Origin of the sequence: Shewanella spartinae, assembly GCF_019457555.1 — a bacterium.
Classification (GTDB): Bacteria; Pseudomonadota; Gammaproteobacteria; order Enterobacterales; family Shewanellaceae; genus Shewanella; species Shewanella loihica.
In genome coordinates, this window is the sequence record NZ_CP080418.1 from 2523266 (window position 1) to 2548004 (window position 24739).

The following is a 24739-nucleotide window of genomic DNA, read 5'->3' on the forward strand; positions in this document are numbered from 1 at the left end:
CGCGTATAATGGGCTCGATTTTACCCACTCTAAGAGAACTCACATGACAGACACTAAGATGACAGACAATAGTCCCGTTTTAGCAAGCTTTATCGACAACGTAAAAGAGCAGCAAGCCGTTTGGGGCCTGCAAGATGAAACTGGCGAAGGTTGGGTCGTGTGTGACTCGTCAGAATATGAAGAGACGGATGTGATGCCGCTGTGGTCTAGCGAAGATCAGGCCAAGGTACACTGCACTGAAGAATGGCAGGATTATCAGCCGGCTCCCATTCCACTGGAAGAGCTGCTGGAATACTGGATTCAAGATCTGCACGATGACGGCGTATTAGTGGGTATCGACTGGGTCGCCGAGCAGGAATGCCTTGAGTTAGATCCTATCACCCTGGCCAAGAGCCTGGTCGACATAGAGCAAGAGTAAGCCCAGAGCTTACGCTTTAATATGCGCTTATGCCAAGTAGCAGACAGGGGATAGCCCTTGTCTGCAAGCCTGCCCCTGGTCGACATCCCCTTCGACAGACGCCACACCTGCTGGTTCTGCGCCGAGCCCTGTGCTCATCAGTTTGACTATCACGCCTTGGGCCATTGCCCTCACCCCTCGTTAGCGGTTCCCGCCTGTAAGGAGTGTCTGCAGATCGCCGAGAAGGCACCGCTTAGCTCTATCTGGGACTGCCACAGCGCAGTTAAAGACGAGTTAATGCGCCGCTATGCCAAACACCTGGCCATAGGCGAAAACTGGACCCAAGAGGAGCTCGAAGAGTCGGACTTTAGCTGTAAGGTGTTCGAAGGCTTTAAGAAGAGCGCCTGGTTTATGTATCAGGTCGCCAAGGCGCGGGTGAGCGTTGCCCCCTGGCCCCTCAGCCTCAGGGGGATCCCGCTCGACACCGCAGGTTTTGGCGGCGGTTTTGAGTTCGATGGCGTGCAATTCTCGTCGCTGGCCAAGGCCGTCGAACATTACGCCAAGATGCTGGGACTGGATAAGGCCTTCCTGCATCAGTTGCTGGCCGCCGTCGGCCGTGACCGTTTCGGCTACGCGGTGCGCATCGCCAGGATCAATATCGTCTCCACCGCCGTGGTCAAGCGTCAGGTATTGCGAGATATCCTTGCCGAGCAGGCCCTCGACTATGATTCTATAGGCAATGATTCGATAGACAATGATTTGTTAGACGATGAGTAGCTTGCCGACAATAACTAGTAGTTAGCTAGTAGTTAGCTAGTAGTTGGCTAATAGTTGGTTAATAGCATAGAAAATTTCCGCTTAATTTACCTGTTCGGGCAACTGAGTACGTAGACGCTCCTGCACCACATCCACCAGCAGATCCGGCTGGAACTTAGAGATAAAGCGATCACATCCCACCTTCTCCACCATGGCATTATTAAAGCTGCCACTCAGCGAGGTATTGAGGGTAATAAAGAGATTGGCCATCCGCTTGTCGTTACGTACCTCATAGGTGAGACGATAGCCGTCCATCTCGGGCATCTCGGCGTCGGTGATCAGCATGAGTATCTCTTGGTTGATATCACGCCCCTCATCGCACCAGCGCTTCAACAGCTTAAGCGCCTGCAGGCCATCGGAGGTCTCTATCACCTCGATACCCAGGGGGGCGAGCGTGTCTTTCACCTGACGGCGGGCCGTAGCCGAATCATCGGCGATCAAGATCTTGCGCCCTATCATCTTGTCCACCAAGGCCTCATCCAACACCCCATCCGAGATGGCGATATCATAGTGAACGATTTCCGCCAGCACCTTCTCCACATCGATAATGGAGACCAGACGCGTCGCGCCATCTACCTCCACCTTAGTGATGGCGGTCAGATAGTTGTGACTGCCGGTGCTCTTGGGCGGCGGCATGATGTCGCTCCAGGTCATATTGATGATATGGTCGACCTTGCCCACCATGAAGCCCTGCACGCTGCGGTTATATTCGGTGATGATCAGGTTTGCTTCCTGGTCGCTGTTCATGGGCTGAAAACCGATGGCGGCGCGAAGATCGATAACGGGAATCGAGGTGCCACGTATGTTGGCGACCCCCTTGATGCTAGGATGGCTACCGGGCAAGGCGCTCAGCTTCGGCAGCTTAACCACCTCTTTGACCTTAAACACATTGATCGCAAACAGCTGCGTCGCATTGATACGAAACAGCAACAGCTCGAGACGGTTTTCGCCAACCAACTGGGTACGCTGATCGACACTCTCTAGCACTTTAGCCATACAATTCTCACTACGTCATGATGTGATGGACGCGATACGCCATTAATTATAGCCATGATCCCCGGATTTCGAGCCGACATCAAGACCCAGAGATCACAGCTTTAACATTTATCCATTATTCAGGGCAACAGGTGCCACCGGCACGATGCGAGAGCCATTCCTCACCACTATATCCATGATTTTTAAATGTAACTCTTCCGATGCCAACTGAAAGGTGGGAAAACTCTTGGTGCCGATATAGGCCAGCACATTGACCTGCAGACCATGAAGACCGAAGCCCTTAAAGGTGACCCTGAGGGGCTCTTTGAGCACCAGTTCATGCTCTTCGAGCATAGCTTTAATCTCGGCGACAATCGCCTTGAGCTGCTCCGAGGTGGTCACCGCATAATCGAGACGAATATCCGCCTTGAAACGGATCTTCTCACGCTGGGAGATGTTCTCGATCTCCATCTCCACCAACTTAGCGTTAGGCACATGGATAAGCGTCCTGTCCAGGGTGCGGATCTGAGTGCAGCGCAGGCCTATCTCCTCGACCGTGCCGCTGATGCTACCAAACTTACACAGGTTGCCCACCTTAATCGGCGCCGCCGAATAGAGGGTAATGGTGCCGATAAAGTTCTCGATCGACTGTTTGGAGGCGAGCGCGATGGCAATGCCCCCTATGCCCATGCCGGCGATGATCGCGCTGGCGTTAAAGCCTAGATGTTCGAGCCATAACAGCACCGCCATGATCACGAAGATCACCCGCAGGAAATTGGTCAGCGGCCGCAGCAGGGAGGCGGCCTGATCTTTGCCCTGCTCTTTCCAGCGCTTCTTCAGGCCCTGCTGGAAGATCCCCATGGCACTCCAGCCAAACCAGATGATGGCCGACACCAGCAAAAACCCCGTGTCTATCATCTCGATTGCCGCCGGAGAGATGCTGCTATGAGACACCCAGGCTCTGACCAGTAACACGGCCGCCAGCAAACGCAATGGCCCGGCGACGATATAGGCCAGTTCCTCTTTAAGCTCATATTGGGTTAGCAAGATAACGCGCTTGATGATCCAAGTAATGGGCACCATCACCAGAAATGCGGTGATCAGATACGCCAGCAGCAGGGCCCACTCCCACAGGTTGACGTTAAACCAGCGCCCCTCGGGGATATGATTGACAAACCACTCAGCCACGGGCCCATAGCCCAGGTTTTGATAGAGCAGTGGCACCTTGGCCACGGTAGCGTTGGAGACCTTCCAGATGGTGCCGCCTTCACTGGGTACCCGCTGTAGATAAAGGGCGATCTGATCGCTCTGCAAGGCGACCCGGCCGAAGAGATCCCGATAGGCAGGAAGCTGATCGTTATCCTGTCCCAAAGGGGTATCGTTAAGCTGTCCCAGGTCGAGCCAGAGATTACGCTCTATGATCAGCTGTAGCTGCTTAGCATATTCGGCGCCTTTGCTGGCCGACATCCCCTCGGGCAGGTAACGCAGATCCAGATATTCTGCCGCCTTCTCATAATCCTGCTCATAAACCGCCGCCATAAAGCCTTCTACCGTGCCCCTGGGGGTATCACGCTGCAGGCTGTCCTGATAATCGAAGTGCTCAACCGAGCGCACAAATTGGCTCTGACCACTGTCGGCGGCGGCATCGCTTAAGGCCCCCACCAAACTATTTGGCGCCGCGCTCCAGGCGCTGCCGACAAAAAAACTCATCACCAACATAAACTGCCAAACAACAAAGCGCATCCCAGTCCCCTTAATTGTTAACAAGCGCCTAGAAATATTAGCATTTATTCCTAAATTGCACAGTAGAAAGCTAAGCAGGAACGGGCCTTTTCATCGCCATGGGCGTGGTCAAATCGACAGAATTGATTAAATATTGACAAGTACGGCGCCGAGATTATAATGCGTCACTTCTGCAGTACCCTGCTTTAAGTTTTCTGCCTTCAAGTTTTGCATCGCTAGACTCCAGGTCATTACCCAGATCATTACATAGTCATCGCTTCAACAACTCGCAGTTTTATCGTCACACTATTGTCATTTATTGATGATTTACTGTGTCCAATCCGGTGAAAAGCCCCCGTTTAGGGCGCAAGCAACGGCTTTAGCGAGGCAGATCACTTGATTATTTAAATTAGGCTGGGTAGTCTCAGAAAGGATTTAATTCATCTTTCGCAACAGCTAAGGATCTATTATTTGTTAAATTTTTACTGCCACAAGGCAGTTATAGTAATAAGGAGTATGGCCTATGTCGTACAAAGTTAACGGTCATGAGATCACGGTAAACTTCCCGGTGGACTCAATTTCAGTCAACAAATCCTCTATCGCATTTACCGATAGCCTAGGAAAAAACAAACAAACTTTTGCTAAGCGTACCGACGCCCTGCAATTTATGAAATGGTTGCTCTCAAGCAACAAATAACCCCCACGCTATTCGATACACCTCCTCTCACACGTATCGAAGGTTGCCCAGGCAACAAGTAGGATTGACCCCATTCGTCAACGACTCAGCAGGTAACATTTGGCTCAGGTTGTACCCCTTTCACAGGTACCGACCTGGCCAAATGGCATTTATCTCTCTAGCTCACCAAACTTACGCCTATACCTAGGCAGCATAGATTGATTACCCAGCAGGCCCCCTTGGTGCAGATAGAGCACGGGCGCAGCTAACCCCTGTTGCCACAGCTGCTTGAGGCAAAGCCAGCCCAGGGGATCGTAGAGCAGCTCAAACGCTATCCCCGTCGACTCGAGTTCATGCCACATCTGGTAAAACTCAGGGTACAGCTTGCCAAAGTGGTAGCGCTTAGCGGCCGGGACTATCTGAGGATGCAGCGCTTCGTCTTGCTCAAGCGCTAAAAATTGCTTCTTAAGATACTCATCACCCCCCACCACGGCGCAGGTCATGACGCTGATGCTGGGATCTATAGCTAGGAACTGTTTCTGCAGATAGAGCGCCGTGGTGCCTGTGCCGGATGGCAGAAACACCACTAACTCGTTAAGGGGCTGCGCGCTTTTCCAACTGGCTATCTCGCGGGCAAGCTGGGCAACGCCCGGCTCGGCAAAGGCGCAGCGCCCGCCTTCTGGCACAAACAGCTGCTCATCGCTGCCCGTCAACACCCTTTGCCTTATATAAGCTTCGCTATCCAATCCATCTCGATCCGTCTTTCTTGAGAGATCTATTATGTTGGCGCCGTTATCTAACGCGGCCAGGTAGTTGCCGCAGGGGTGCTCCGTCAGATAACCGGGGAGATGGTCCACGTAGAAATCCAGCCGCCACCCCTTGAGCTTAGCCAGGGCCGAAAGCGAATAGAGGGAGTTGGCCTGGGGCGAGCCATAGCCAATCAGTTGCCTAACAGAGGGGAAGTCGTTCTCGAGGAAATAGGCAAACTTACGCGCCTTATTACCGGAAAACTCGGCATGCAGCAGATCGTCGCGCTTCACATAGACCTTGTGCTCCCCAAGGTAGACAGCCTCTACGGGCGTGTGGCTAAGCTTCATGTTATCGGGCCTGAATGAAATGACGCGCCAGAGTGTACACCCTTTAACGGCAAATGCGTAATTTGACCGACTTTTGGCATATTATGTCAACACTCCAGAATCACACCAACACAATAATCAATAAAAACATAGAGATATAACATGGCATGGTTTTCGCTTATTCCCTAGTAGATCTAATTTAAGGCCAATGCCTTAACAACAATAAAAGCACTGCAACAAGGAGCTCTTCATGGCACTACTGCACTTAATCTTTAATATTGCATGGTTTATTTTAGGCGGATTCGTGATGGGGCTGGCCTGGTGGCTGGCAGGCCTGCTCTGTTTTATCAGCATCATAGGCATCCCCTTCGGACGCGCCTGTTTCGTTATCGGTGAGATGGCCTTCTGGCCCTTTGGTCAGCAAAACGTTAATCGCCGTGCGCTGCAAGGGGTCGATGATATCGGTACTGGCCCGCTCGGCATGGTAGGTAATATCGTCTGGTTCCTGCTATTTGGGATCTGGCTTGCCATCGGTCATATCACCCACGCGCTGGCCTGTTTCGTCACCATCATAGGGATCCCTTTTGGCATTCAGCACCTGAAACTGGCGCTGCTGAGCCTGACCCCTATAGGGCAGACAATCACGGCCAAGGCTTGATTCAAGGTCAGATGAGGAGAGCGGCAGTATCGACGGTTGAACCGAATCAGGATAACTACTATGCGACGAACTAGAGGCTTTGCAGATAATCTTTGAGGAGCTGCTCGACTTGGATACGGGCCAGGCCTGCGTTATAGATCTCTCGCCACCTGCGCCCCTCTGGAGTGTTTCTAAAGGCGATATAGAGCTGTTTCGACTCCAGCAACTGCTTATTAAATTGCAGCCTGGTCTTGAGTTCGCTCAGGTGTGGCTGTTCGATGAGAAACTGATAAACATAGAGATCCATGACGGCGCCCTGAACCCTTCCAGTGGCCACCTTGCGGATATTGTGTTCATCTGAGCTTACCAGCTCTACCGGCTGGGCACCGATGGCAATCATCTCATCGAGCGCCTGGGTGTTCACATAGTCTCTGACCACGCCCAAGGTGTAGGCATTGAGGTCCTGCACCCGCGACCAGGTAATGGGGTGCTGGCTCTGCTCCAAGATCCCAAGGGGACTCTGTCCCATGGAGTCGGAGAAGATGAATTTATCGGTTGGGTGATGATACTCGGGGAAATAGCCCTGATAGCCAGAGTCGTCCCGGGTCACCACACGCACTGTGCGGCTCCAGGGGAAATAGTCCACCTGAAGCTCATGACCCATGGCGGCAAGTGCGGCTCTGGCCACCACCACACAGGCGCCGCCATCCTTCAGCGTCGGCCCCGAATAGGGTGGCCAATTTAAAGAGGAAAGCTTGAGTGTCTCGGCCTTCGGGGCTGAAACAACACACAACAAGGTAGCGATGAAGATGGAGACAAGCAGTAAATGGAAGCGTCGTAGCGCCCCTGGCCATAGCTTTACTGGCAATAGCGGCGTAGAGAGCAAGGCCTGCCTATTAGCGTTTTTTATGCTTAAGTTAAAGCCGCCTGTTCTCATCAACACCCTTCCCCCGAATCACTGTTTCGCCGCACTCCATCGCGCCATAGATGTCCTTTTGTTACACATTTTCACTGGCATGGATAAACAAGATGATGCAAAACAAGTATAGGAGAGAAGGTCAAATGAGGTATTTATGCTGAGAAAAACCTTGGTCACCGTCATCGGCGGCGCACTTTGTCTACTCGGGTTGGCGCTGGTTATCTTGCCTGGCCCGGCCTGGTTACTGCTGCCCATAGGACTTGCTGTATTAAGCCTGGAGTATCACTGGGCCAGAGGCTGGCTAAAGAAGAGCCAGAAACAGATGACCCGCAGCGCCGCCTGGCTTGACGCCAAGGTGCGCGATTGGCGTTACAGCCGCTAATATGCGGCTATGTGCCACCATTAGCGCTATTTCCCACCAATAGGGCTTATTTCCCACCAATGAAGGCTTGGGCGCTAAGGCGTCTTATGCCAATAAAGGGTGGCAAACCAACAAAAACTAAGCCAAGACAAAGAGTTGGGCCAGCACAAAGAGTTAAGCCAGCACAAAGAGGTCGCGCCCGCAGCTCTTATGAGTCAATACGTTGAGCCGCTCCAGAATCGCCAGCAACACCCCTTGCCTGCGCATATTTTCCAATACGCCTCGGCTGAAGCGCTCCAAGCGGCTCATGGCGGTTAACAGTAAGCGGCACTGATAAAAGCTCGCCTCGCGGATATAATCTGGCTTATCGACCAGATGAGCATTTTGGTACCACTCCTGCCAGTTGAGGGTATCGAGTAACAGTCCCTGCTGAGCAAGCTGCTCGACAAAGCCCTGCATCGTCAGCTGACTGCTGGCCTGATCGCCACGGGCAAACTGCGTGGCATATTGAGAGTAGAGATTTGCTATCTGCAAAGATATTACACTTTTCATATCGCACTCCTTAGTCCCAAGGACAGGTTGCCCTTAGCGGCCCCCATTGCCCTAACGCCTTTCGCCTTACTTTCTAGGCGTTTACCTGACTTCACATCTCATAAAACGCTTGCTGAGCCTTATAAGAAGACATTCGCTAAGCCTCTTACCTAGAGAATTTGCATACTCCGTACCACAGCTTACCTAGGAGGCTAATAGCCTGGTGAGCCCGGCGCTTTATCAATGACTTAACTCCAGGTTAATGAGAAGATGCTGAATACAAGCTGAACATGGCTAAGGTCCTGACTGGCTGGACATTGACGGGGCGAGACCATATGCTAGCTGAGAACGCAATGATTGCGCTGGAGAATTCAGATGAAGAAATACACCACAGGCGTTAGCCTTATCCTACTGGGACTGTCTATCGGTTTTTCGCCGCTAACCCTGGCTAAAAACGATAAGCATGAACACGGTGCCAAGGCCCATAACGAAAAGAGCCTGCCACCTGGATTGCAGAAGAAGGTGGCCCGCGGCGAGCCGCTACCACCGGGCTGGCAGAAGAAACTGCACAAGGGCGATTACCTGTCTGATGACTATTATGATCGCGGCAAGATCCATGTGCCTATCGACCGTGATGGCAACATCACCATAGATGTCGATGGCACCTTTATTAAGCTGCACGACAAGACACGTCGTATCCTCGATATTATTAACGACTAGCTATTATTAACGACTAGCTATTATAAGCGACTAGCTTGCAATTAAGACTAGCCATATTGAAAAGCGAACTTAACGGCTCGCTTTTTTGATCTAAAAATATCGGCTTTAACGACTGGCCTGGGCTTGGTAAAGGTTAAACTCTTCCAGGATCAGGCTGGTAAAGAGCCGCCCAGCGCGACCTAAGGGGCGCTCCATGGTCGATACCAACTGAGGGGTAAAGCTGTAACGACTGCCACCGAGAAAATCCAGTTCCTGTAACTCACCGCTGGCCAGCTCCTCTTTAATGAGAAAATCAGGCATCCAGCCGAATCCCAACCCCATCAGGAGGGCATTCTTCTTCATGATAAAGCCTGACAGGTAAAACACCTTATCGCCGCCAAATTGCAGCTCATCGCTGTGGATCTTGCCGGGGGAGGAATCCTCGATGGTCAGCTCCACATGCTGCAGCAACTCAAACAGGCTGAGCTCCTTGGCCTTGGCTAAGGGGTGAGAGCGACTCACCACCAGTATGCTGTTAATGTCAGGCAGAGGCTGCGGCCGATAGCTAGGCCCGGTGCGATAGTCTTTCACCAACATGAGATCGGCATTATCCCGCTCGAACCTGTGTTGTACCCCGCCGAGAAACTCCATGTTGAGCTGGATCTTGGTAGGGATCTTATGCTCAGACACCCGCTTCAGCGCCCGCATGATAGGCTCCATGGGCAGTGAGCCATCCACCACAAGTTCGAGTTTAGGTTCCCAGCCTTCGCTGAAACGGCTGGCTAAATGTTCAATGTTGCCAAGGTATTGCAGCAAGCGTTTACCTTCGGCGAGGATCACCTTACCCTCTGGGGTTAATTCCGCGCGATACTGATCCCGACAAAAAAGCTTTACACCCAGGTGCTGTTCCAGCTTCTTCACCTGATAGCTCACCGCCGACTGCGCCTTGTGCAATCGCTCGGCAGCCTTGGAGAAACTGCCCTCTTCCACCAGAATCGACAACACCCTAAAGGCTTCCACATCGATCTTCATCTCACATCCTCGGCGTAAACAAAAGACAACCATCTAAAATTTAGATTGAGTTAAGCTATTTATTATTCTTTTTTTTGTTCATGCCAGCAACTAAATTGTTACTTAGATCACATAAACATAAGTGTGCCCGCTAAAGCACCCAAGGAAAGAAGCCATGCCATTTTATGTAAGACAGGGGGAGATCCCCCATAAACGCCACATCACCTTCAAGAAAGAGAATGGTGAACTCTACCGGGAAGAACTCTTCTCCACCCATGGCTTCTCCAATATCTACTCCAACAAGTATCACCACAACATGCCGACCAAGGCATTAGAGGTGAGCCCGTTCGAGGTCAATCACGGCCAAACCTGGCAAGACACCTTGATTCAGAACTATAAGTTGGACGCTAAGCTGGCCGACCGCGAGGGTAACTTCTACTCGGCGCGCAACAAGATCTTCTTTAATAACGACGTGGCCATGTACAGCGCCAAGGTCACCGAGGCGACCGAAGAGTTTTACCGCAACGCCTACGCCGACGAGGTGATCTTCGTCCACGAGGGCCAGGGCAAGCTCTACAGCGAATATGGTGTGCTCGAGGTGAAAAAGTGGGACTACCTGGTTATCCCGCGCGGCACCACCTACCAGCTTAAGTTTGACGATTACAGCCAGGTTCGCCTGTTTGTTATCGAAGCCTTCTCCATGGTGGAGGTGCCTAAGCATTTCAGAAACGAGTACGGACAGCTTTTGGAATCTGCTCCTTACTGTGAGCGCGACATCCGCGTTCCTAGCCTACAAGAAGCCGTGGTCGAGAAAGGCACCTTCCCCTTGGTGTGTAAATTTGGTGACAAGTATCAGCTGACACAGCTTGAATGGCATCCCTTCGATCTCGTGGGCTGGGACGGCTGTGTCTACCCTTGGGCTTTCAACATTCAGGATTACGCCCCTAAGGTAGGTCAGATCCACCTGCCGCCGTCGGATCATCTGGTGTTTACCGCCCACAACTTCGTTATCTGTAACTTTGTGCCGCGCCCGTACGACTTCCATCCCCAGTCGATCCCGGCGCCTTACTACCACAACAATATCGACAGCGACGAAGTGCTCTACTATGTCGACGGCGACTTCATGAGCCGCACCGGCATCGAGGCCGGCTACATGACCCTACATCAGAAAGGGGTACCACACGGACCACAACCAGGCCGCACCGAGGCTTCAGTCGGCAAGAAAGAGACCTATGAATACGCAGTGATGGTCGACACCTTCGCCCCACTGCAGCTAACCCAACATGTACAAGGTTGCATGAGTAAAGACTACAACCGCTCTTGGTTAGAAGACTAATACCGTTCGGTACACACCGAATCACAATGAATAGCCAGACAAGTCACCAAAGAGTGACTGTGGTTGTAACAAATTGAACGAGGATACTCACATGGCAAGCGAACAAAATCCACTGGGATTACTGGGCATCGAATTTACCGAGTTTTGCACCCCAGATCTCGACTTTATGCACAAGGTCTTCATCGACTTTGGCTTCTCTAAGCTGAAGAAGCATAAGCAAAAAGATATCGTTTACTACAAACAAAACGACATCAATTTCCTGCTAAACAACGAGAAGAGCGGCTTCTCTGCCGAGTTTGCCAAGAAGCACGGCGCTGCCATCAGCTCTATGGGCTGGCGCGTAGAAGATGCCAAATTCGCCTTCGAGGGTGCGGTTGCCCGTGGCGCCAAGCCTGCAGGTGATGAGGTGAAAGACCTGCCCTATCCGGCCATCTACGGCATCGGCGATAGCCTGATCTACTTTATCGACACCTTCGGCGCGGACAACAACATCTACGGCACAGATTTTGTCGATCTTGAAAACCCAGAAATCGTACAAGAGAAAGGCTTTATCGAAGTCGACCACCTGACCAACAACGTCTACAAGGGCACCATGGAGCATTGGTCGAACTTCTACAAAGATATCTTCGGCTTTACCGAGGTGCGCTACTTCGACATCAAGGGTTCGCAGACCGCACTGATCTCTTATGCCCTGCGCTCACCCGATGGCAGCTTCTGTATCCCAATCAACGAAGGTAAAGGCGATGACAGAAACCAGATCGACGAGTATCTGAGAGAATATGACGGCCCAGGCGTGCAGCATCTGGCGTTCCGTAGCCGCGACATCGTAGCCTCACTGGATGCGATGGAAGGTAGCTCGATTCAGACCCTCGACATTATCCCTGAATACTACGACACCATCTTCGACAAGCTGCCACAGGTGACCGAAGACAGAGAGCGCATCAAGCATCACCAGATCCTGGTGGACGGTGACGAGGACGGCTACCTGCTGCAGATCTTCACCAAGAACCTGTTTGGTCCTATCTTCATCGAGATCATTCAGCGTAAGAACAACCTGGGCTTCGGCGAAGGCAACTTCAAGGCGCTATTCGAATCGATTGAGCGTGACCAGGTGCGTCGCGGCGTACTCTAAACACTGGCTCATACAGAGCAGTATGACACTAAGAACCAGCCTCATCGGCTGGTTTTTTTTGCTTTGCAGCAAGGCGATAAATCACTACACTAGCCTGCCTAGTCACTCATTCATCGCACAACAAGATGTCAGATCATATTCTTATTGCCGTTTTTCTGCCCACCTTCTTCTTCGTCTCCATCACACCCGGGATGTGCATGACACTGGCGATGACCCTCGGCATGAGCATAGGGGTGCGCCGCACCTTGTGGATGATGATAGGCGAGCTGGCCGGGGTTGCCCTGGTGGCGGTTGCCGCCGTGATGGGAGTCGCCGCCATGATGCTAAATTATCCGCAGATCTTCGAGGTGCTCAAGTGGGTCGGCGGCGCCTATCTTGGCTATATCGGCATTCAGATGTGGCGCGCCAAGGGCAAGATGGCGAGTCTCGATGATCAAAACACACAGATCAGCAACCAGGCCTTGATCTCACAGGGTTTTGTTACTGCCATTGCTAACCCCAAGGGCTGGGCCTTTATGATCTCTCTGCTGCCGCCTTTCATCGATGTAGAGCGCGCGGTGGCGCCGCAGCTGAGCCTGCTACTGATGATCATCATGATGACAGAGTTTGTCAGCATGCTAGCCTACGCCAGCGGCGGTAAGTCGCTCAAGTTGTTTTTGGCTAAGGGCGATAACATCAAGTGGCTCAATCGTATCGCGGGTTCCCTGATGATAGGGGTCGGCTTCTGGCTGGCGTTGGGCTAAGCACACTTAAGCTTACTTTGCTTACTTTGCTTACTTAGCTTGCTTTGCTTACTTAGCTTGCTTTGCTTACTTAGTCGCCCTCACGCTTAAAGGGCAAGATGGCCTCGAGCTCACTCATATAGATCTTCACCGCCCGCGCTTCCTGCTCAATGAAATCGGCAATGGCGCGGCGAAAATCACTGTGCAAGATCTCATGCACCGAATAGGTGGGGATAGGCTCAAAGCCCCTGAGCACCTTGTGCTCTCCCTGGGCGCCGGCATCAAACTTCTTAAGCCCCTGCGCGATGGCGTATTCTATCCCCTGATAGTAACAGGTCTCGAAATGCAGCCCCTCTATCTCCTCCAAAGCCCCCCAGTAACGGCCATAGAGGCAATCACCACCGACGAAATAGAGCGCCGCCGCGATGGGCTCGCTTTCTTGCGCGCTCTCTGCCTCCTTCTCTGCCTTGCTCCCGACTTCACTCCTTGCCTCACTCTCTGCCTCACTCACTGCCTGAGCTTGAAGCTTGTTAGCTTGCGGGCACTCTACCATTAAGAGGCGCACGTTATCGGCCATGTTTTTGACGATAGCGCTGAAGAAGGCGGCGTTTAAATAGCCCTGATGGCCGGAGCGCTTGTAATAGGTGCGCTGATAGCAGTGCACAAAGTGAGTGAGCTCATCTTCAGTGATATCTACTCCGTCGATGAAACGAAATTTCAGCCCAGCGTTTACGATGGCGCGGCGCTCTTTGAGGATCGACTTGCGTCTTCGGCTGGTTAGATTCGAGAGAAAGTCATCGAAACTTTGATAACCTTTATTAAACCAGTGAAACTGAGTGCCGAGGCGCTCAAGATACCCCTGACTCACCAAGGGCAGCCGCTCATGCTCTAACAGAAACAGGCTGTGCCAGCTCGATGCCGAGCAGGCCTTGGTGAGCAAATCCAGATGCTCGCCAATTTTACCGATAAGCCCCGCTTTTTGCGCCTCAGACAGATCGACTCTAAAACCGATGCGCGACCCCGTTACCGGAGTAAAAGGGATAGCATTGACCAGCTTAGGGTAATACTCGAGCCCGTGGCACTCATAGGCCTGGGCCCAGGCCCAATCGAACACATACTCGCCATAGGAGTGCCCCTTGAGATAGAGCGGCATCACGGCGAGCACCTTATTGGGATCAAGCTGACTCTCATCGCCCTGATTATTTTCCCCTATTTGCCCGGCCTCGCTAACCACAAGATGCATGGGTCGCCAACCCGTCTGTTCTCCCACGCAGCCGCTTAACTCGAGGGCATGTAGATACTCATAACGACAAAAGGGGTTAGCCGGTCCGTTCTGATCCTGCATGTTCGCGCTCGCCATCAGGGCATTCCACAGAGGCGCCCCCAGGATAGCGATTTGACTAACACACTGAATCGAATATGATGTCGCCAAGAGCTGCTCCTTAAAAAGATGGCTTGATTTCAGCAGTGATAATCGGCACATTGAAACCAAGAGAACTGACTCAGTAGCTTAACACGCTTAATATTCTTATCACTCTTCTTACTCTTAACGCGCGTATTCATTGCAATACTTTTATTACTTTAATCATTAAGGAACCCGTGTGCGTCCAATAAAAACCTTACTCTTTGCCATCAGCCTCAGCCTGCCGCTCGTCGCTGGTCAGTTTGCCCAGGCCACCGAATCCTCCATCTATAGCCACAGCGCCACAGTTCAACCCATTTGGGCCAAGCACGGCATGGTGGCCAGCCAGGAGGCCGTAGCCACTCAAGTCGGGGTCGATATTCTCAAGCAAGGCGGTAACGCAGTCGATGCGGCGGTCGGCGTCGGGTTTGCCCTGGCGGTAACCCTGCCAAGGGCCGGCAACATAGGCGGTGGCGGTTTCATGCTGGTGCATCTGGCCGAGGGCAACAAGACGGTCGCCATCGATTATCGCGAGGTTGCCCCAAAACGCGCCCACAAGGATATCTTCCTTAACGAGCAAGGCGATGCGGTCGCCAAACTCAGCCGCGAACATGGCCTGGCCGTCGGCGTACCCGGCACCGTCATGGGGATGGAACTGGCCCTTAAGAAATATGGCACCATGACCATGGCCCAGGTGATCGAGCCCGCCATTAAGCTTGCTGAGCAAGGCATCACAGTCACCCCGGATCTCGCCACCTCCCTTGCCGGGCTTAAACGTCGCATCTCTCAGTGGCCAAGCTCCAAGGCGATCTTCTATCGCCCAGATGGCAGCAACTTCGAGATAGGTGACACCCTCAGCCAAAAGGCGCTGGCCCACTCACTCAAGCTGATCAAGACGCACGGCAGCAAGGGATTCTATGAGGGCGAAACCGCCGATAAGATAGTCGCCAGCGTCACCCAGGCCGGCGGCATCATGACCTTAGATGATCTTAAAGGCTATCGTGTGGTCGAGCGTCAGCCCGTGCAGGGCGAGTATCGCGGCTACCAGGTGATCTCCATGCCGCCCCCCTCATCCGGTGGCATACACATTATCGAGATGCTCAACATGCTCGAACCTTATCCCATCGCCAAGTTAGGCCATAATACGGCCGATACCCTGCATTTGATGGCCGAGGTGATGAAACGCGCCTATGCCGATCGCAGCGAATATCTGGGGGATCCCGATTTTGTTGATGTACCGGTGAAAGCGCTCATCAGTAAAGACTATGCCAAGTCCCGCGCCAAGGGGATCGCCATCAACCGCGTCACCCCAAGCAGCGAAATTGCCCCGGGCAAGCTAGCAGGTTACGAGAGTCCACAGACCACCCACTACTCTGTGGTCGACAAGTGGGGCAACGCGGTGGCTAACACCTACACCCTCAACTTCAGCTATGGCTCGGGTCTGGTAGCCGAAGGCACGGGCATCCTGCTCAACAACGAGATGGACGATTTCTCAGCCAAACCCGGCGTGCCTAACGGCTATGGCCTGATCGGCGGCGATGCCAATGCGGTCGAAGGCGGCAAGCGCCCCCTCAGCTCTATGAGCCCCACCATAGTGATGAAAGACGGCAAGCCCTTCATCGTCACCGGCAGCCCAGGCGGTTCACGCATCATCAACACCACACTACAGATCATCATGAATGTGGTCGACCATGGACTCAATATCGCCGAGGCCAGCTACGCCAGCCGCGTGCATCACCAATGGCTACCCGACGAGCTGAGAGTGGAGAAGAGCCTCAATCGCGACACCATCTCGCTATTGGAAGCCAGAGGCCACAAGGTCAGCGTCAAAGACGCCATGGGCTCGACTCAGTCGATCATGATCACAGACGAAGGCCTGTTTGGCGCCTCAGATCCTCGCCGCGCCGGCAGCGCGACTGCGGGTTACTAGTATCATTCGCAGTAGTATGACCCACAAAAAAGGGAAGCTAAGCTTCCCTTTTTCTTTACTCAATATTGCTACTCAATGTTTTATCACTTAATGCGCAGACTCTGACGCCAGAACTGCTGTGACAGATGATGAGTCTTGGCCGACAGACGCTCCACCTGGCCGCCCCGCTCTGCCGCGGCCTGGGTCTGACTCAGGCTGGCCAGGGCTAGCTCATTGATCAGCTGAATGGACTGACTGATCTCACTGGCCACCGCCGTCTGCTGGCTCATGGCCGCGGCGTTGGCATCGCTCATCTGATTGATCTTATCGATAGAAGCGCGCAGCTCCTCGAAGGAGGCATCCACCTGCTGGGCCAAGCCTACCGAGTGCTGTGCCTGACGCTGACCCGCCTGCATGGTCTGACTCGCCTTTAAAGTGCTGTCTCTGAACTTACTGACGATCGCCTCGATATGGCTGGTCGACTCGCTGGTGCGGCTAGAGAGCTGGCGCACCTCATCGGCCACCACGGCGAAGCCCCTGCCCGACTCACCTGCGCGGGCCGCCTCGATGGCGGCATTGAGGGCCAACAGGTTGGTCTGCTCGGCGATACCCCGTATCACCTCCAGCACCTCGTTGATCTCCTGACTGTCCTGCTCGATTGAGGCTACCACGGCGGAGAAGTTACTCACCTCCTGATGCAGACCCTTGATGGCCTGGATCACCTCGTCCAGCAGCTCATGGCCCTTCTCGGCTGCCTCATGGCTCATCGACATCTCTTCGGCCGCATGCTGGATATTCTGGCTCACCTCGTTAAAGCTAGCGCTCATCTCCTCCACCGCGGTAGCCGCTTGACTGGTCTGCTGGCTCTGACTGTCGGCGCGATCCCGGGTATGACTGATGGTCTCATTCAGACTGACGCTGAGTTCCTGTATCGACTCGGCCGAGTCCGCCATGCGACCCACGGCGCCGCCGGTTTCTGTCAGCAGATACTGCAGGGCGAAGCTGAGTTTGCCCAGCTCATCCTGACGGCCACAGTACACGGCGGTCGCCAGAGGATCGTCTATGATGCCGCTCGCCTGTTCCACCAGCGCATTAAAGGGCTTGAGGATCAGAGAGAGTCCGGCTAGTCCCAGGCCCGCAGCCACCAGCAGTGCCAGCAGGGGCGAATAGCCGGCGAGCGCGACGCCGACGCCGAGGCTCAGCAGCAAGACCAAGCCCAAACGCTTACCAAAGCCGAGGCGCGCCGCCTTGAGGGCGCGGGGCTGTTTACCGGCGTTGAGCTCGCCATAGAGTGCCTGGGCGTTATCTATCTGCGCCTGGGTGGCCTTTCTGCGCACCGATTGATATTCGTGTACCTCACCGCCTTCGAACACGGGAGCGACATAGGCGTTGACCCAGTAGTGATCTCCCGACTTAGCGCGATTCTTCACTATACCAATCCAGGGCTTACCCTGCTTGAGGCGAGACCACATGGATTCGAAGGCCGCCGGCGGCATATCCGGGTGGCGAACAATATTGTGGGGCTGGCGATAGAGTTCATCCTGGGTAAACTCAGACACCTGAGTGAAGCCAGCATTAGCGTATTTGATCTTGCCCTTAAGGTCTGTGGTCGACAACAAGATAGTGTCGGCGGCAAACACCTTCTCTTTCTGGGTGACAGGTTGGTTATTTTTCATATTATTGTTCTTCTGGGTACAAAGACGTTAGCTATGCTTATCTAACGCAATTAAAAAGTCATTGATAATTATCAACAAAGACTAAATTACCTTAAAAATTGTCAGGTTATTTTGCAAGCCTTAATCGCTGCTGCGCTGCGCCCCAGTGTTAGCCGCTTGCTTAGTCTTTTGCTTAGTCCCTTGCTTAGCCTGCTCGGATAGCTGCTCTGGCGATGCGGCCAGCTCGACGAAGGCGGCGGTATACATCTGTAGATTGAGCATAAACTGCGTCTTGGTGATGAACTCGTGCTCGCTATGGCCGGTATATTCAACGCCAGGCATGGCGGGGCCAAAACTTAGTGCATTGGGAAACAGCTTACTGTTGGTCGAGCCACCGATGGCCACAGGCCTTGGCGATGGCGTATCGGTAAAGTGACCAAATACCGACAGCAGGGTCTGCAGATGCGGGGCCTTATCCATCAACTTAGGCTCGCCCCAATAGGTCTCGACCCCCTTAAGTGACACACTTTGCTGCGCCTGCCAGCTCTCCAGCGCCTTATACGTTTCTTGGTCCAGCTGCTCGGGCGTCTTGCCCACGGGGCGTCTCAGGTTAAGCACTATCTCCGTGCCCTGATCATTTGGCTTCACCAGAGTCGCGGCCAGGGTCATGGGCCCCATAAAATCATCTTCATAGGCGATATCACCAAACTGTTCGCCATAGAGCCCTAACCCAACCATCTGCTGAATAAAATGCGCCGTCAACGCCGACTCGCTACGCGAAAAATGAATCCCCTTTAACAGCGCTGCCAGATGAGTCACGGCGTTGACCCCCGCCTCAGGCGTTGAAGAATGGGTAGACTTGCCCTCGGCGGTGATGGTCAGCTGTCCGTTAGCCTGGCCCGCCGATGATGCCTGCTCAAATTGATACTTCATCCCCTGTTGGTTGCTGGCCTTCTCTTTTAGCGCAGCGATTGTTTTCTTATCTAGTCCTGAGATTTTGGCCACCGCCTGCTGGGGTACCTGACTGGCAAAGGCGCCGCCAGAAAAACCATCTAAGCTGGCCGACGCGCCAGAGGTTGCTATACCATCCTTAGGCATCTTGGGCGTCTTGGGCATCTTAGGAATAGTCAGGCGAATTTCACTCCAGCCTTTCTCGGCGGTCACCACCGGGTACTCGGCGTCTATGGTGATATTGATATCGGCGGGGGTAAATTCGGTCAAAAAGGCCTTCAGCGGCGCCCAATCCGACTCTTCGGCCAGATAGACCAGCAGCTCGATGCGCCTATTCAGAATTAGCCCCTTGTCTTTGATCGCCTTCATGGCATACATGGCGGTGACTATGGGCCCCTTGTCATCTTCGGTGCCACGGCCAATCAGGTAGCCTGGCTGTGACTGACTGTCCAGGGTAAAGGGGTCTTGCTGCCAGAAACTGGCATCGGCAGGCTGCACATCGCCGTGGGTGATCACCCCAAGTTTTTGCTCCCCTTCCCCCAGACCGATGAGCACCACATAGCCTTGATCGCTATAATCTAGCCCCAAACTCTGACTCAAAGACTTTAACTGCGCCTTGAAACCGACAAATTCGGGATGGGTCAAGGGGGTCATCCCCTCTGTTTCCACCGTCTTAAAGGGGATCAGGGTCGACAGCGCGGTTATGGTCTCATCACCATAGGTAGCCAGGGCATATTGAGCCACTCGGTCGGCCAGGGCCGAGACCTTAGGCGCGGCTTGTAGAGAGGCATTAGCACTTACATCTGAATCGCCTTGGGCACTAAGCTGTGAATCGGCTTGAGACGTGGCAAAAGTTAAGCCGCTGCACAGCAATAGACTGAAGGCGCCGGCGGCTTTAAGGGAGAGTTTAAGAGTCATCTGTTATTATCATTTTTAACGTCGAATTGACGCATTTTGCCACATTTATGTGCATCTAGGGTGCAAAAACAGCCAACTCAAAACATTTGTTACAAACAAAACACAAAATCGATAGATTTAACCGTCAGAAACCTGATAATGAGCAGTTTAATGTCGCCGCTTAAGCCAATTTAAGCGCAGATATTTGCGGTCAATTTGGCCGCTTAACGAGTCGTGACGCCAGATCGCGGCCTAAAACAAGCCAATCATCGGGGAATTTAACTATGAAGGGATTGACCCTCAAGCCAATCGTGTCGGCCATGGCACTCGCCATCGCCTTAGGCGGCTGTAGCGCCCAGCAAGGTAGCAGCCAGCAAGCGGAAGTCGCACCCAACGTGGTCGCGCAGCGCATCATAGACAACAACGCCAGCAACCCCTTCTTCAAGCCCTACGATACCTTCCTGGGTATGCCAGATTTCGACAAGATCAAGCCAGAGCACTACCTGCCGGCCTTCAAGGCGGGTATCGCCCAGCACAAGGCTGAGATCCAAGCCATTATCGATAACCCGGCGGCCCCTACTTTCGCCAATACCATCGAAGCCATGGAATTTGCCGGCGATCTCACCACTAAGGTGGCCAGCGTCTTCTATAACCTGACCAGTGCCGACACCAACGAGCAGCTACAGGCGATCTCTAAAGAGGTCTCGCCTATGTTGTCTGCCGCCGGTGATGACATCCTGCTTAACGACCAGCTGTTCAAGCGCGTCAAGGCCGTATATGACCAGCGTGATGGCCTGGCCCTCAATACTGCCCAGCAGAAGCTACTGGAAGATACCTACAAGTCATTCACTCGCGGCGGCGCTAACCTGAGCGATGCCGACAAGGTTAAACTCAGAGCCCTGAACGAGAAGATCGGCAAGCTGAGCCTAGAATTTGGCGATAACCTACTGGCCGAAACCAACGCCTTCGAGCTGGTGATCGACAACGCCGCCGACCTCAAAGGTCTGCCGCAGGATGTGATCAACACCGCCGCGCAAACCGCCGAGAAGAAAGGTCATCCGGGCAAATGGGTATTCACCACCCAGCGTCCATCTATCACCCCTTTCCTCACCTACGCTGACAACCGCGAGCTGCGTGAGAAGATCTACAAGGGATACGTTGAGCGTGGCAACAATAACAACGCCCACGACAACAAGAAGATCTTGGCTCAAATGGCGGCCCTGCGCGCCGAGCGCGCCCAGTTGATGGGCTATAAGAGTCACGCCCACTTCGTGCTGGAAGAGCGCACCGCCAAGACCCCTGAAAATGTCTACGGTCTGTTAGACAAGGTCTGGCCGGCAGCCCTTGGTCAAGCCAAGGCAGAAGTCGCCGTAATGCAGGAGCTGATCGACGCCGAAGGCGGTAACTTCAAGCTGGCGGCCTGGGACTGGTGGTACTATGCCGACAAGATCCGTGTGGCCAAGTACAGCTTTAACGAGCAGGAAACTCGCCCATACTTCTCGCTGGAAAACACCCTGAAAGGCGTGTTCTACACCGCGAACCGCCTCTACGGCATCACAGTTAAAGAGCGCACCGACCTGCCTAAGTACAACGACGAAGTGCGTACCTGGGAAGTGTATGACAAAGATGGCTCGCTGATGGCGATCTTCATGGGCGACTACTATGTGCGCGACAGCAAACGTGGTGGCGCCTGGGCCAACGCCTATCGCAAGCAGTACAAAATGCATGGGGTCGAGTCTAAGCCGATTATCGTCAACGTGCTCAACTATCCACGTCCGGTAGGCGACGAGCCGGCGCTGCTCACCTTCGATGAGGCCAGCACCCTGTTCCACGAGTTTGGTCATGCCCTGCACGCCATGCTGTCGGACGTCGAGTATCGCTCACAGGCCGGTACCTCAGTGCCACGTGACTATGTAGAGTTCCCATCACAGGTGATGGAAAACTGGATGACCCAACCTGAAGTGTTGGCGCAGTTTGCCAAACACTACAAGACGGGCGAAGTGATCCCTCAGTCGCTGGTTGAGAAGATCCAAGCAGCCAGCAAGTTCAACCAGGGCTTTGCCACGGTTGAATATATGGCGGCCACCAAGCTGGATCTCGACTGGCACACCCTGAGCGACTTCGAGCCTAAGGATGCGGCCAAGTTTGAAGCCGACTCACTGAGCAAGATGGGCTTAATTGAGGAGATCGCGCCGCGCTACCGCAGCACCTACTTCTCACACATCTTCTCGGGTGGTTACTCTGCCGGTTACTACAGCTACCTATGGTCTGATATCCTGGGCGCCGATGCCTTCGAGGCCTTCAAAGAGAACGGTATCTTCGACAAGGCAACCGCCGACGCCTTCAGAAACAACGTACTGTCTCAAGGCGGCAGCGAAGATCCTATGCTGCTCTACAAGCAGTTCCGCGGCAAGGAAGCGGGCATCGAGCCGCTGCTTCGCAGTCGTGGCCTGCTCGCCAAGTAAGCAGCACTCGTCAATCGACAAGAAGCACGCTCCGGCGTGCTTTTTTTATCCCATCAAACCGCGAGATTGCGCAATTCCTGCGCAACCTGCTCAAGGGTTCACCAACCCATAGCAAGTCGATACAAACTGTCACATAAACAGTCGCTTACTGTCACAGTTTTTACATTTCATCTCTCTATAATTCGCCAGGCGGCACTCGGGGATAAGCAGGCTAAAAATAAGCCTGACCAAGGCCTTGCCGCACAAATGAAGCCCAACTGAAATCAACAGCGGCTTCGGGGTCAAACAATAATTAATAGAGATTGATGGATATGTTTAATAAAAAACTATTAGCCGTGGTTATCGCATCGAGTATCGGACTCACCGCCTGTAGCTGGAACGATGATGATGAGGATACGATCACCTCGGCAAACGTGGAGCTCAGAGTACTGGAAACCACAGATCTGCACACTAACATCATGGACTATGACTACTACCAGTCTAAGGTCGATCCCACCATAGGCCTGGCGCGCACCGCCAGCCTGATCCACGCCGCCCGTAAAGAGGCAACCAACTTCGTGCTAGTGGATAACGGTGACCTGCTTCAGGGCAGCCCCATGGGCGACTACATGGCCAAGATCGGCCTCAAGGAAGGTGATGTCCATCCAGCCTACAAGGCGATGAACACCTTAGACTATGAGGTGGCCAACATAGGTAACCACGAGTTTAACTATGGCCTGGATTTCCTTGAGAAGGCCCTCAGCGGCGCCGAGTTCCCCTATATCAACGCCAACGTCTACTGCGCGGCCGATGACTGCTGGAATGACATCAAGAAAGGCGACAACCTGTTTACCCCTTACCTGATCAAGGAAAAAGTGGTTATCGACACCCAGGGCCGTGAACACACCATCAAGATAGGTTACATAGGCTTCGTGCCGCCACAGATCATGTTGTGGGACAAGCAGCATCTGACCGGTAAGGTAGAGGCCAAAGATATCATAGAGACCGCCAAGCTGTTTGTGCCTAAGATGAAGGCCGAAGGCGCCGATGTGATCATCGCCATCCCTCACTCTGGCATAGGCTCGACGGAAAACCCTGGCGATGCCATGGCTGAGAACGCCACCTTCGCCCTCACCAATATCGAAGGCATCGATGCCATCATGTTTGGCCATAGCCACTCTATCTTCCCCCACGCTAACTATGCCGATCTGCCCAATACCGATGTGGAGAAGGGTCTGCTCAACGGTGTGGCCGCCGTCATGCCGGGCCGTTGGGGCGACAACTTAGGGGTGGTGGATCTTAAGCTGACCCTCAAAGATGGCGCTTGGTCGGTAACCGATGCCCAGACCGAGGCGCGTCCCATCTATGATGGCGCCAACAAGGTAGCACTGGTCGATGCCGACAAGGATATTCACGATGCGGTCGAGCTTGAACATCAAGGCACCCTGGCCTTCGTGGATCAGCCCATAGGGGTTGCCGCGGCGGACATGTATAGCTTCCTGACTCTGGTACAAGATGATCCTACGGTACAAATCGTCTCGGATGCACAGATTGCCCAGGTGAGCGCCAAGCTACCCGAATCACTGCAGGGGATCCCAGTCCTCTCGGCCGCAGCCCCCTTCAAGGCGGGTGGGCGTCACGCCACCGAGGCCGATGCCTCGCAGTTCGTGCAGGTGGATGCCGGCGATCTGACCTTTAAGAACGCCGCCGATCTCTACCTCTACCCTAATACCATGGTGGCGGTGAAGATCACAGGCGTCGAGCTGAAAGACTGGTTAGAGTGTAGTGCCAACCAGTTCAATCAAATAGACCCGAGCTCGAGCGAGCCTCAGTCACTGATCAACTGGAATGGTCATCCTACCTACAACTTCGATGTGATCGACGGCGTGACCTATAAGATAGATGTCACTCAGCCAAGCAAGTTTGACCGTAACTGCGCCGTTATTGCTGGCAACGAGAACGCCCAGCGTATCGTCGATCTGGCCTACACCACGCCAACAGGCGAGGTGTTAACCGGTGATGCGCTAAGCGCCCAGGAGTTTATCGTAGCCTCTAACAACTACCGCGCCTTTGGCGGCAAGTTTGCCGGTACGGGCTCAGAGTATGTGGTGATGGAGCTGCCAGACACCAACCGTGAGGCGCTGGCCGCCTATATCACGGCGCAATCCAAGCCAAACGATCAGGGTGGTTATGATGGCATGGTCGACCCAAGAGCCGACTACAACTGGGACTTCAAGACCATCAACACTCAGGTGGCGCTGGACATCCGCTTCGAGACTCAGAACAGCGACAAGGCCGACAAGTTCATCAGCGACAACCAGCTGCGTAAGATGGAAAAGCTGGCCGAGCCTGATGCCCTTGGCTTTGCCATCTACCGCATCGATCTGACCAGCGATCCCGTCGCGAAATGATCATTCTGTAAAAAGCCTCATAGTTAAAAGCGCCTACGGGCGCTTTTTTATTGGCTTGCG

Annotated in this window: 21 protein-coding genes; 12 read left to right on the forward strand and 9 right to left on the reverse strand. The window is 53.6% G+C overall.

Annotated features, from left to right (window positions below; all coding sequences use genetic code 11):
• Window positions 1-43: 43 nt before the first annotated feature.
• Window positions 44-418 (forward strand): DUF2750 domain-containing protein, encoded by a 375-nt coding sequence (locus K0I31_RS11220; RefSeq protein ID WP_434086898.1) that lies wholly within the window; start codon window positions 44-46, stop codon window positions 416-418.
• A gap of 57 nt (window positions 419-475) precedes the next feature.
• Window positions 476-1174, forward strand: coding sequence for a hypothetical protein (locus tag K0I31_RS11225; protein WP_220078425.1), 699 nt, complete (start codon window positions 476-478; stop codon window positions 1172-1174).
• Between the two features lie 81 nt (window positions 1175-1255).
• Here the strand turns inward: K0I31_RS11225 and K0I31_RS11230 are convergent, their stop codons facing one another.
• Both K0I31_RS11230 and K0I31_RS11235 read right to left on the reverse strand, forming a co-directional pair.
• Window positions 1256-2209: a chemotaxis protein CheV gene (locus K0I31_RS11230; protein ID WP_220042591.1), complete on the reverse strand. Its 954-nt coding sequence runs from the start codon at window positions 2207-2209 to the stop codon at window positions 1256-1258.
• Window positions 2210-2317: 108 nt separating this feature from the next.
• Window positions 2318-3931: a mechanosensitive ion channel family protein gene (locus K0I31_RS11235; RefSeq protein WP_220078426.1), complete on the reverse strand. Its 1614-nt coding sequence runs from the start codon at window positions 3929-3931 to the stop codon at window positions 2318-2320.
• 502 nt (window positions 3932-4433) lie between these two features.
• On the opposite strand from K0I31_RS11235, the gene K0I31_RS11240 reads away from it, so the two are divergent.
• Window positions 4434-4607 carry a hypothetical protein gene (locus K0I31_RS11240; protein WP_011865944.1) on the forward strand — a complete coding sequence of 58 codons (174 nt, stop codon included), beginning with the start codon at window positions 4434-4436 and terminating at the stop codon, window positions 4605-4607.
• 149 nt (window positions 4608-4756) lie between these two features.
• Here K0I31_RS11240 and K0I31_RS11245 read toward each other — a convergent pair whose 3' ends face one another.
• Window positions 4757-5683, reverse strand: a complete 927-nt coding sequence (locus tag K0I31_RS11245; RefSeq protein ID WP_220078427.1) for a 1-aminocyclopropane-1-carboxylate deaminase/D-cysteine desulfhydrase — start codon at window positions 5681-5683, stop codon at window positions 4757-4759.
• Window positions 5684-5912: 229 nt separating this feature from the next.
• Between K0I31_RS11245 and K0I31_RS11250 the strand changes: the two genes are divergently transcribed.
• Window positions 5913-6320, forward strand: a complete 408-nt coding sequence (locus tag K0I31_RS11250; RefSeq protein ID WP_220078428.1) for a YccF domain-containing protein — start codon at window positions 5913-5915, stop codon at window positions 6318-6320.
• 70 nt (window positions 6321-6390) lie between these two features.
• Here the strand turns inward: K0I31_RS11250 and K0I31_RS11255 are convergent, their stop codons facing one another.
• Complete coding sequence (locus tag K0I31_RS11255) at window positions 6391-7236, reverse strand: substrate-binding periplasmic protein (protein WP_258406645.1); 846 nt, start codon at window positions 7234-7236, stop codon at window positions 6391-6393.
• Window positions 7237-7372: 136 nt separating this feature from the next.
• Between K0I31_RS11255 and K0I31_RS11260 the strand changes: the two genes are divergently transcribed.
• A complete protein-coding gene (locus K0I31_RS11260) occupies window positions 7373-7600 on the forward strand; it encodes a PGPGW domain-containing protein (RefSeq protein ID WP_220078429.1) in 228 nt (75 codons plus the stop codon).
• A 153-nt stretch (window positions 7601-7753) separates the two neighbouring features.
• Here K0I31_RS11260 and K0I31_RS11265 read toward each other — a convergent pair whose 3' ends face one another.
• Entirely contained in the window at window positions 7754-8131 is a 378-nt protein-coding gene (locus K0I31_RS11265) for a DUF6508 domain-containing protein (protein WP_220042595.1), read from the reverse strand.
• A gap of 354 nt (window positions 8132-8485) precedes the next feature.
• Between K0I31_RS11265 and K0I31_RS11270 the strand changes: the two genes are divergently transcribed.
• On the forward strand, window positions 8486-8830 hold the full coding sequence (locus K0I31_RS11270) for a hypothetical protein (protein ID WP_011865950.1): 345 nt from the start codon (window positions 8486-8488) through the stop codon (window positions 8828-8830).
• Between the two features lie 105 nt (window positions 8831-8935).
• Here K0I31_RS11270 and K0I31_RS11275 read toward each other — a convergent pair whose 3' ends face one another.
• The gene (locus K0I31_RS11275) at window positions 8936-9841 is read right to left on the reverse strand and encodes a LysR family transcriptional regulator (protein WP_220078430.1); all 906 of its coding nucleotides are present in this window, start codon (window positions 9839-9841) and stop codon (window positions 8936-8938) included.
• 154 nt (window positions 9842-9995) lie between these two features.
• On the opposite strand from K0I31_RS11275, the gene K0I31_RS11280 reads away from it, so the two are divergent.
• The 3 genes from K0I31_RS11280 to K0I31_RS11290 all read left to right on the forward strand — a co-directional run bounded on the left by K0I31_RS11280 (window position 9996) and on the right by K0I31_RS11290 (window position 13031).
• On the forward strand, window positions 9996-11156 hold the full coding sequence (locus K0I31_RS11280) for a homogentisate 1,2-dioxygenase (RefSeq protein WP_220078431.1): 1161 nt from the start codon (window positions 9996-9998) through the stop codon (window positions 11154-11156).
• Between the two features lie 91 nt (window positions 11157-11247).
• Window positions 11248-12288 (forward strand): 4-hydroxyphenylpyruvate dioxygenase, encoded by a 1041-nt coding sequence (gene hppD, locus K0I31_RS11285; protein ID WP_220042597.1) that lies wholly within the window; start codon window positions 11248-11250, stop codon window positions 12286-12288.
• A gap of 125 nt (window positions 12289-12413) precedes the next feature.
• A complete protein-coding gene (locus K0I31_RS11290; protein WP_220042598.1) occupies window positions 12414-13031 on the forward strand; it encodes a LysE family translocator in 618 nt (205 codons plus the stop codon).
• Between the two features lie 70 nt (window positions 13032-13101).
• Here K0I31_RS11290 and K0I31_RS11295 read toward each other — a convergent pair whose 3' ends face one another.
• Window positions 13102-14442, reverse strand: a complete 1341-nt coding sequence (locus K0I31_RS11295) for a GNAT family N-acetyltransferase (protein ID WP_350354869.1) — start codon at window positions 14440-14442, stop codon at window positions 13102-13104.
• A 169-nt stretch (window positions 14443-14611) separates the two neighbouring features.
• Between K0I31_RS11295 and ggt the strand changes: the two genes are divergently transcribed.
• Window positions 14612-16342 carry a gamma-glutamyltransferase gene (gene ggt, locus K0I31_RS11300; protein ID WP_220078433.1) on the forward strand — a complete coding sequence of 577 codons (1731 nt, stop codon included), beginning with the start codon at window positions 14612-14614 and terminating at the stop codon, window positions 16340-16342.
• 83 nt (window positions 16343-16425) lie between these two features.
• Here the strand turns inward: ggt and K0I31_RS11305 are convergent, their stop codons facing one another.
• Together K0I31_RS11305 and K0I31_RS11310 are read right to left on the reverse strand one after the other, a co-directional pair.
• Window positions 16426-17997: a methyl-accepting chemotaxis protein gene (locus K0I31_RS11305; RefSeq protein WP_220078434.1), complete on the reverse strand. Its 1572-nt coding sequence runs from the start codon at window positions 17995-17997 to the stop codon at window positions 16426-16428.
• Window positions 17998-18117: 120 nt separating this feature from the next.
• Window positions 18118-19845 (reverse strand): dipeptidase, encoded by a 1728-nt coding sequence (locus K0I31_RS11310; protein ID WP_220078435.1) that lies wholly within the window; start codon window positions 19843-19845, stop codon window positions 18118-18120.
• A 263-nt stretch (window positions 19846-20108) separates the two neighbouring features.
• On the opposite strand from K0I31_RS11310, the gene K0I31_RS11315 reads away from it, so the two are divergent.
• Together K0I31_RS11315 and K0I31_RS11320 are read left to right on the forward strand one after the other, a co-directional pair.
• On the forward strand, window positions 20109-22289 hold the full coding sequence (locus tag K0I31_RS11315) for a M3 family metallopeptidase (protein WP_220078436.1): 2181 nt from the start codon (window positions 20109-20111) through the stop codon (window positions 22287-22289).
• Window positions 22290-22600: 311 nt separating this feature from the next.
• The gene (locus K0I31_RS11320; RefSeq protein WP_220078437.1) at window positions 22601-24679 is read left to right on the forward strand and encodes a bifunctional 2',3'-cyclic-nucleotide 2'-phosphodiesterase/3'-nucleotidase; all 2079 of its coding nucleotides are present in this window, start codon (window positions 22601-22603) and stop codon (window positions 24677-24679) included.
• Window positions 24680-24739: the final 60 nt, after the last annotated feature.

Excerpts from the sequence above, each read along its gene's own strand:
- K0I31_RS11290 (WP_220042598.1), top strand. The coding sequence starts at position 12,414 with ATGTCAGATCATATTCTTATTGCCGTTTTTCTGCCCACCTTCTTCTTC.
- K0I31_RS11280 (WP_220078431.1), top strand. The coding sequence starts at position 9,996 with ATGCCATTTTATGTAAGACAGGGGGAGATCCCCCATAAACGCCACATC.
- K0I31_RS11235 (WP_220078426.1), bottom strand. The coding sequence starts at position 3,931 with ATGCGCTTTGTTGTTTGGCAGTTTATGTTGGTGATGAGTTTTTTTGTC.
- K0I31_RS11220 (WP_434086898.1), top strand. The coding sequence starts at position 44 with ATGACAGACACTAAGATGACAGACAATAGTCCCGTTTTAGCAAGCTTT.
- K0I31_RS11315 (WP_220078436.1), top strand. The coding sequence starts at position 20,109 with ATGAAGGGATTGACCCTCAAGCCAATCGTGTCGGCCATGGCACTCGCC.
- K0I31_RS11245 (WP_220078427.1), bottom strand. The coding sequence starts at position 5,683 with ATGAAGCTTAGCCACACGCCCGTAGAGGCTGTCTACCTTGGGGAGCAC.
- K0I31_RS11260 (WP_220078429.1), top strand. The coding sequence starts at position 7,373 with ATGCTGAGAAAAACCTTGGTCACCGTCATCGGCGGCGCACTTTGTCTA.
- K0I31_RS11320 (WP_220078437.1), top strand. The coding sequence starts at position 22,601 with ATGTTTAATAAAAAACTATTAGCCGTGGTTATCGCATCGAGTATCGGA.
- K0I31_RS11240 (WP_011865944.1), top strand. The coding sequence starts at position 4,434 with ATGTCGTACAAAGTTAACGGTCATGAGATCACGGTAAACTTCCCGGTG.
- K0I31_RS11275 (WP_220078430.1), bottom strand. The coding sequence starts at position 9,841 with ATGAAGATCGATGTGGAAGCCTTTAGGGTGTTGTCGATTCTGGTGGAA.
- K0I31_RS11265 (WP_220042595.1), bottom strand. The coding sequence starts at position 8,131 with ATGAAAAGTGTAATATCTTTGCAGATAGCAAATCTCTACTCTCAATAT.
- hppD (WP_220042597.1), top strand. The coding sequence starts at position 11,248 with ATGGCAAGCGAACAAAATCCACTGGGATTACTGGGCATCGAATTTACC.
- K0I31_RS11255 (WP_258406645.1), bottom strand. The coding sequence starts at position 7,236 with ATGAGAACAGGCGGCTTTAACTTAAGCATAAAAAACGCTAATAGGCAG.
- K0I31_RS11270 (WP_011865950.1), top strand. The coding sequence starts at position 8,486 with ATGAAGAAATACACCACAGGCGTTAGCCTTATCCTACTGGGACTGTCT.
- K0I31_RS11310 (WP_220078435.1), bottom strand. The coding sequence starts at position 19,845 with ATGACTCTTAAACTCTCCCTTAAAGCCGCCGGCGCCTTCAGTCTATTG.
- K0I31_RS11305 (WP_220078434.1), bottom strand. The coding sequence starts at position 17,997 with ATGAAAAATAACCAACCTGTCACCCAGAAAGAGAAGGTGTTTGCCGCC.
- K0I31_RS11250 (WP_220078428.1), top strand. The coding sequence starts at position 5,913 with ATGGCACTACTGCACTTAATCTTTAATATTGCATGGTTTATTTTAGGC.
- K0I31_RS11230 (WP_220042591.1), bottom strand. The coding sequence starts at position 2,209 with ATGGCTAAAGTGCTAGAGAGTGTCGATCAGCGTACCCAGTTGGTTGGC.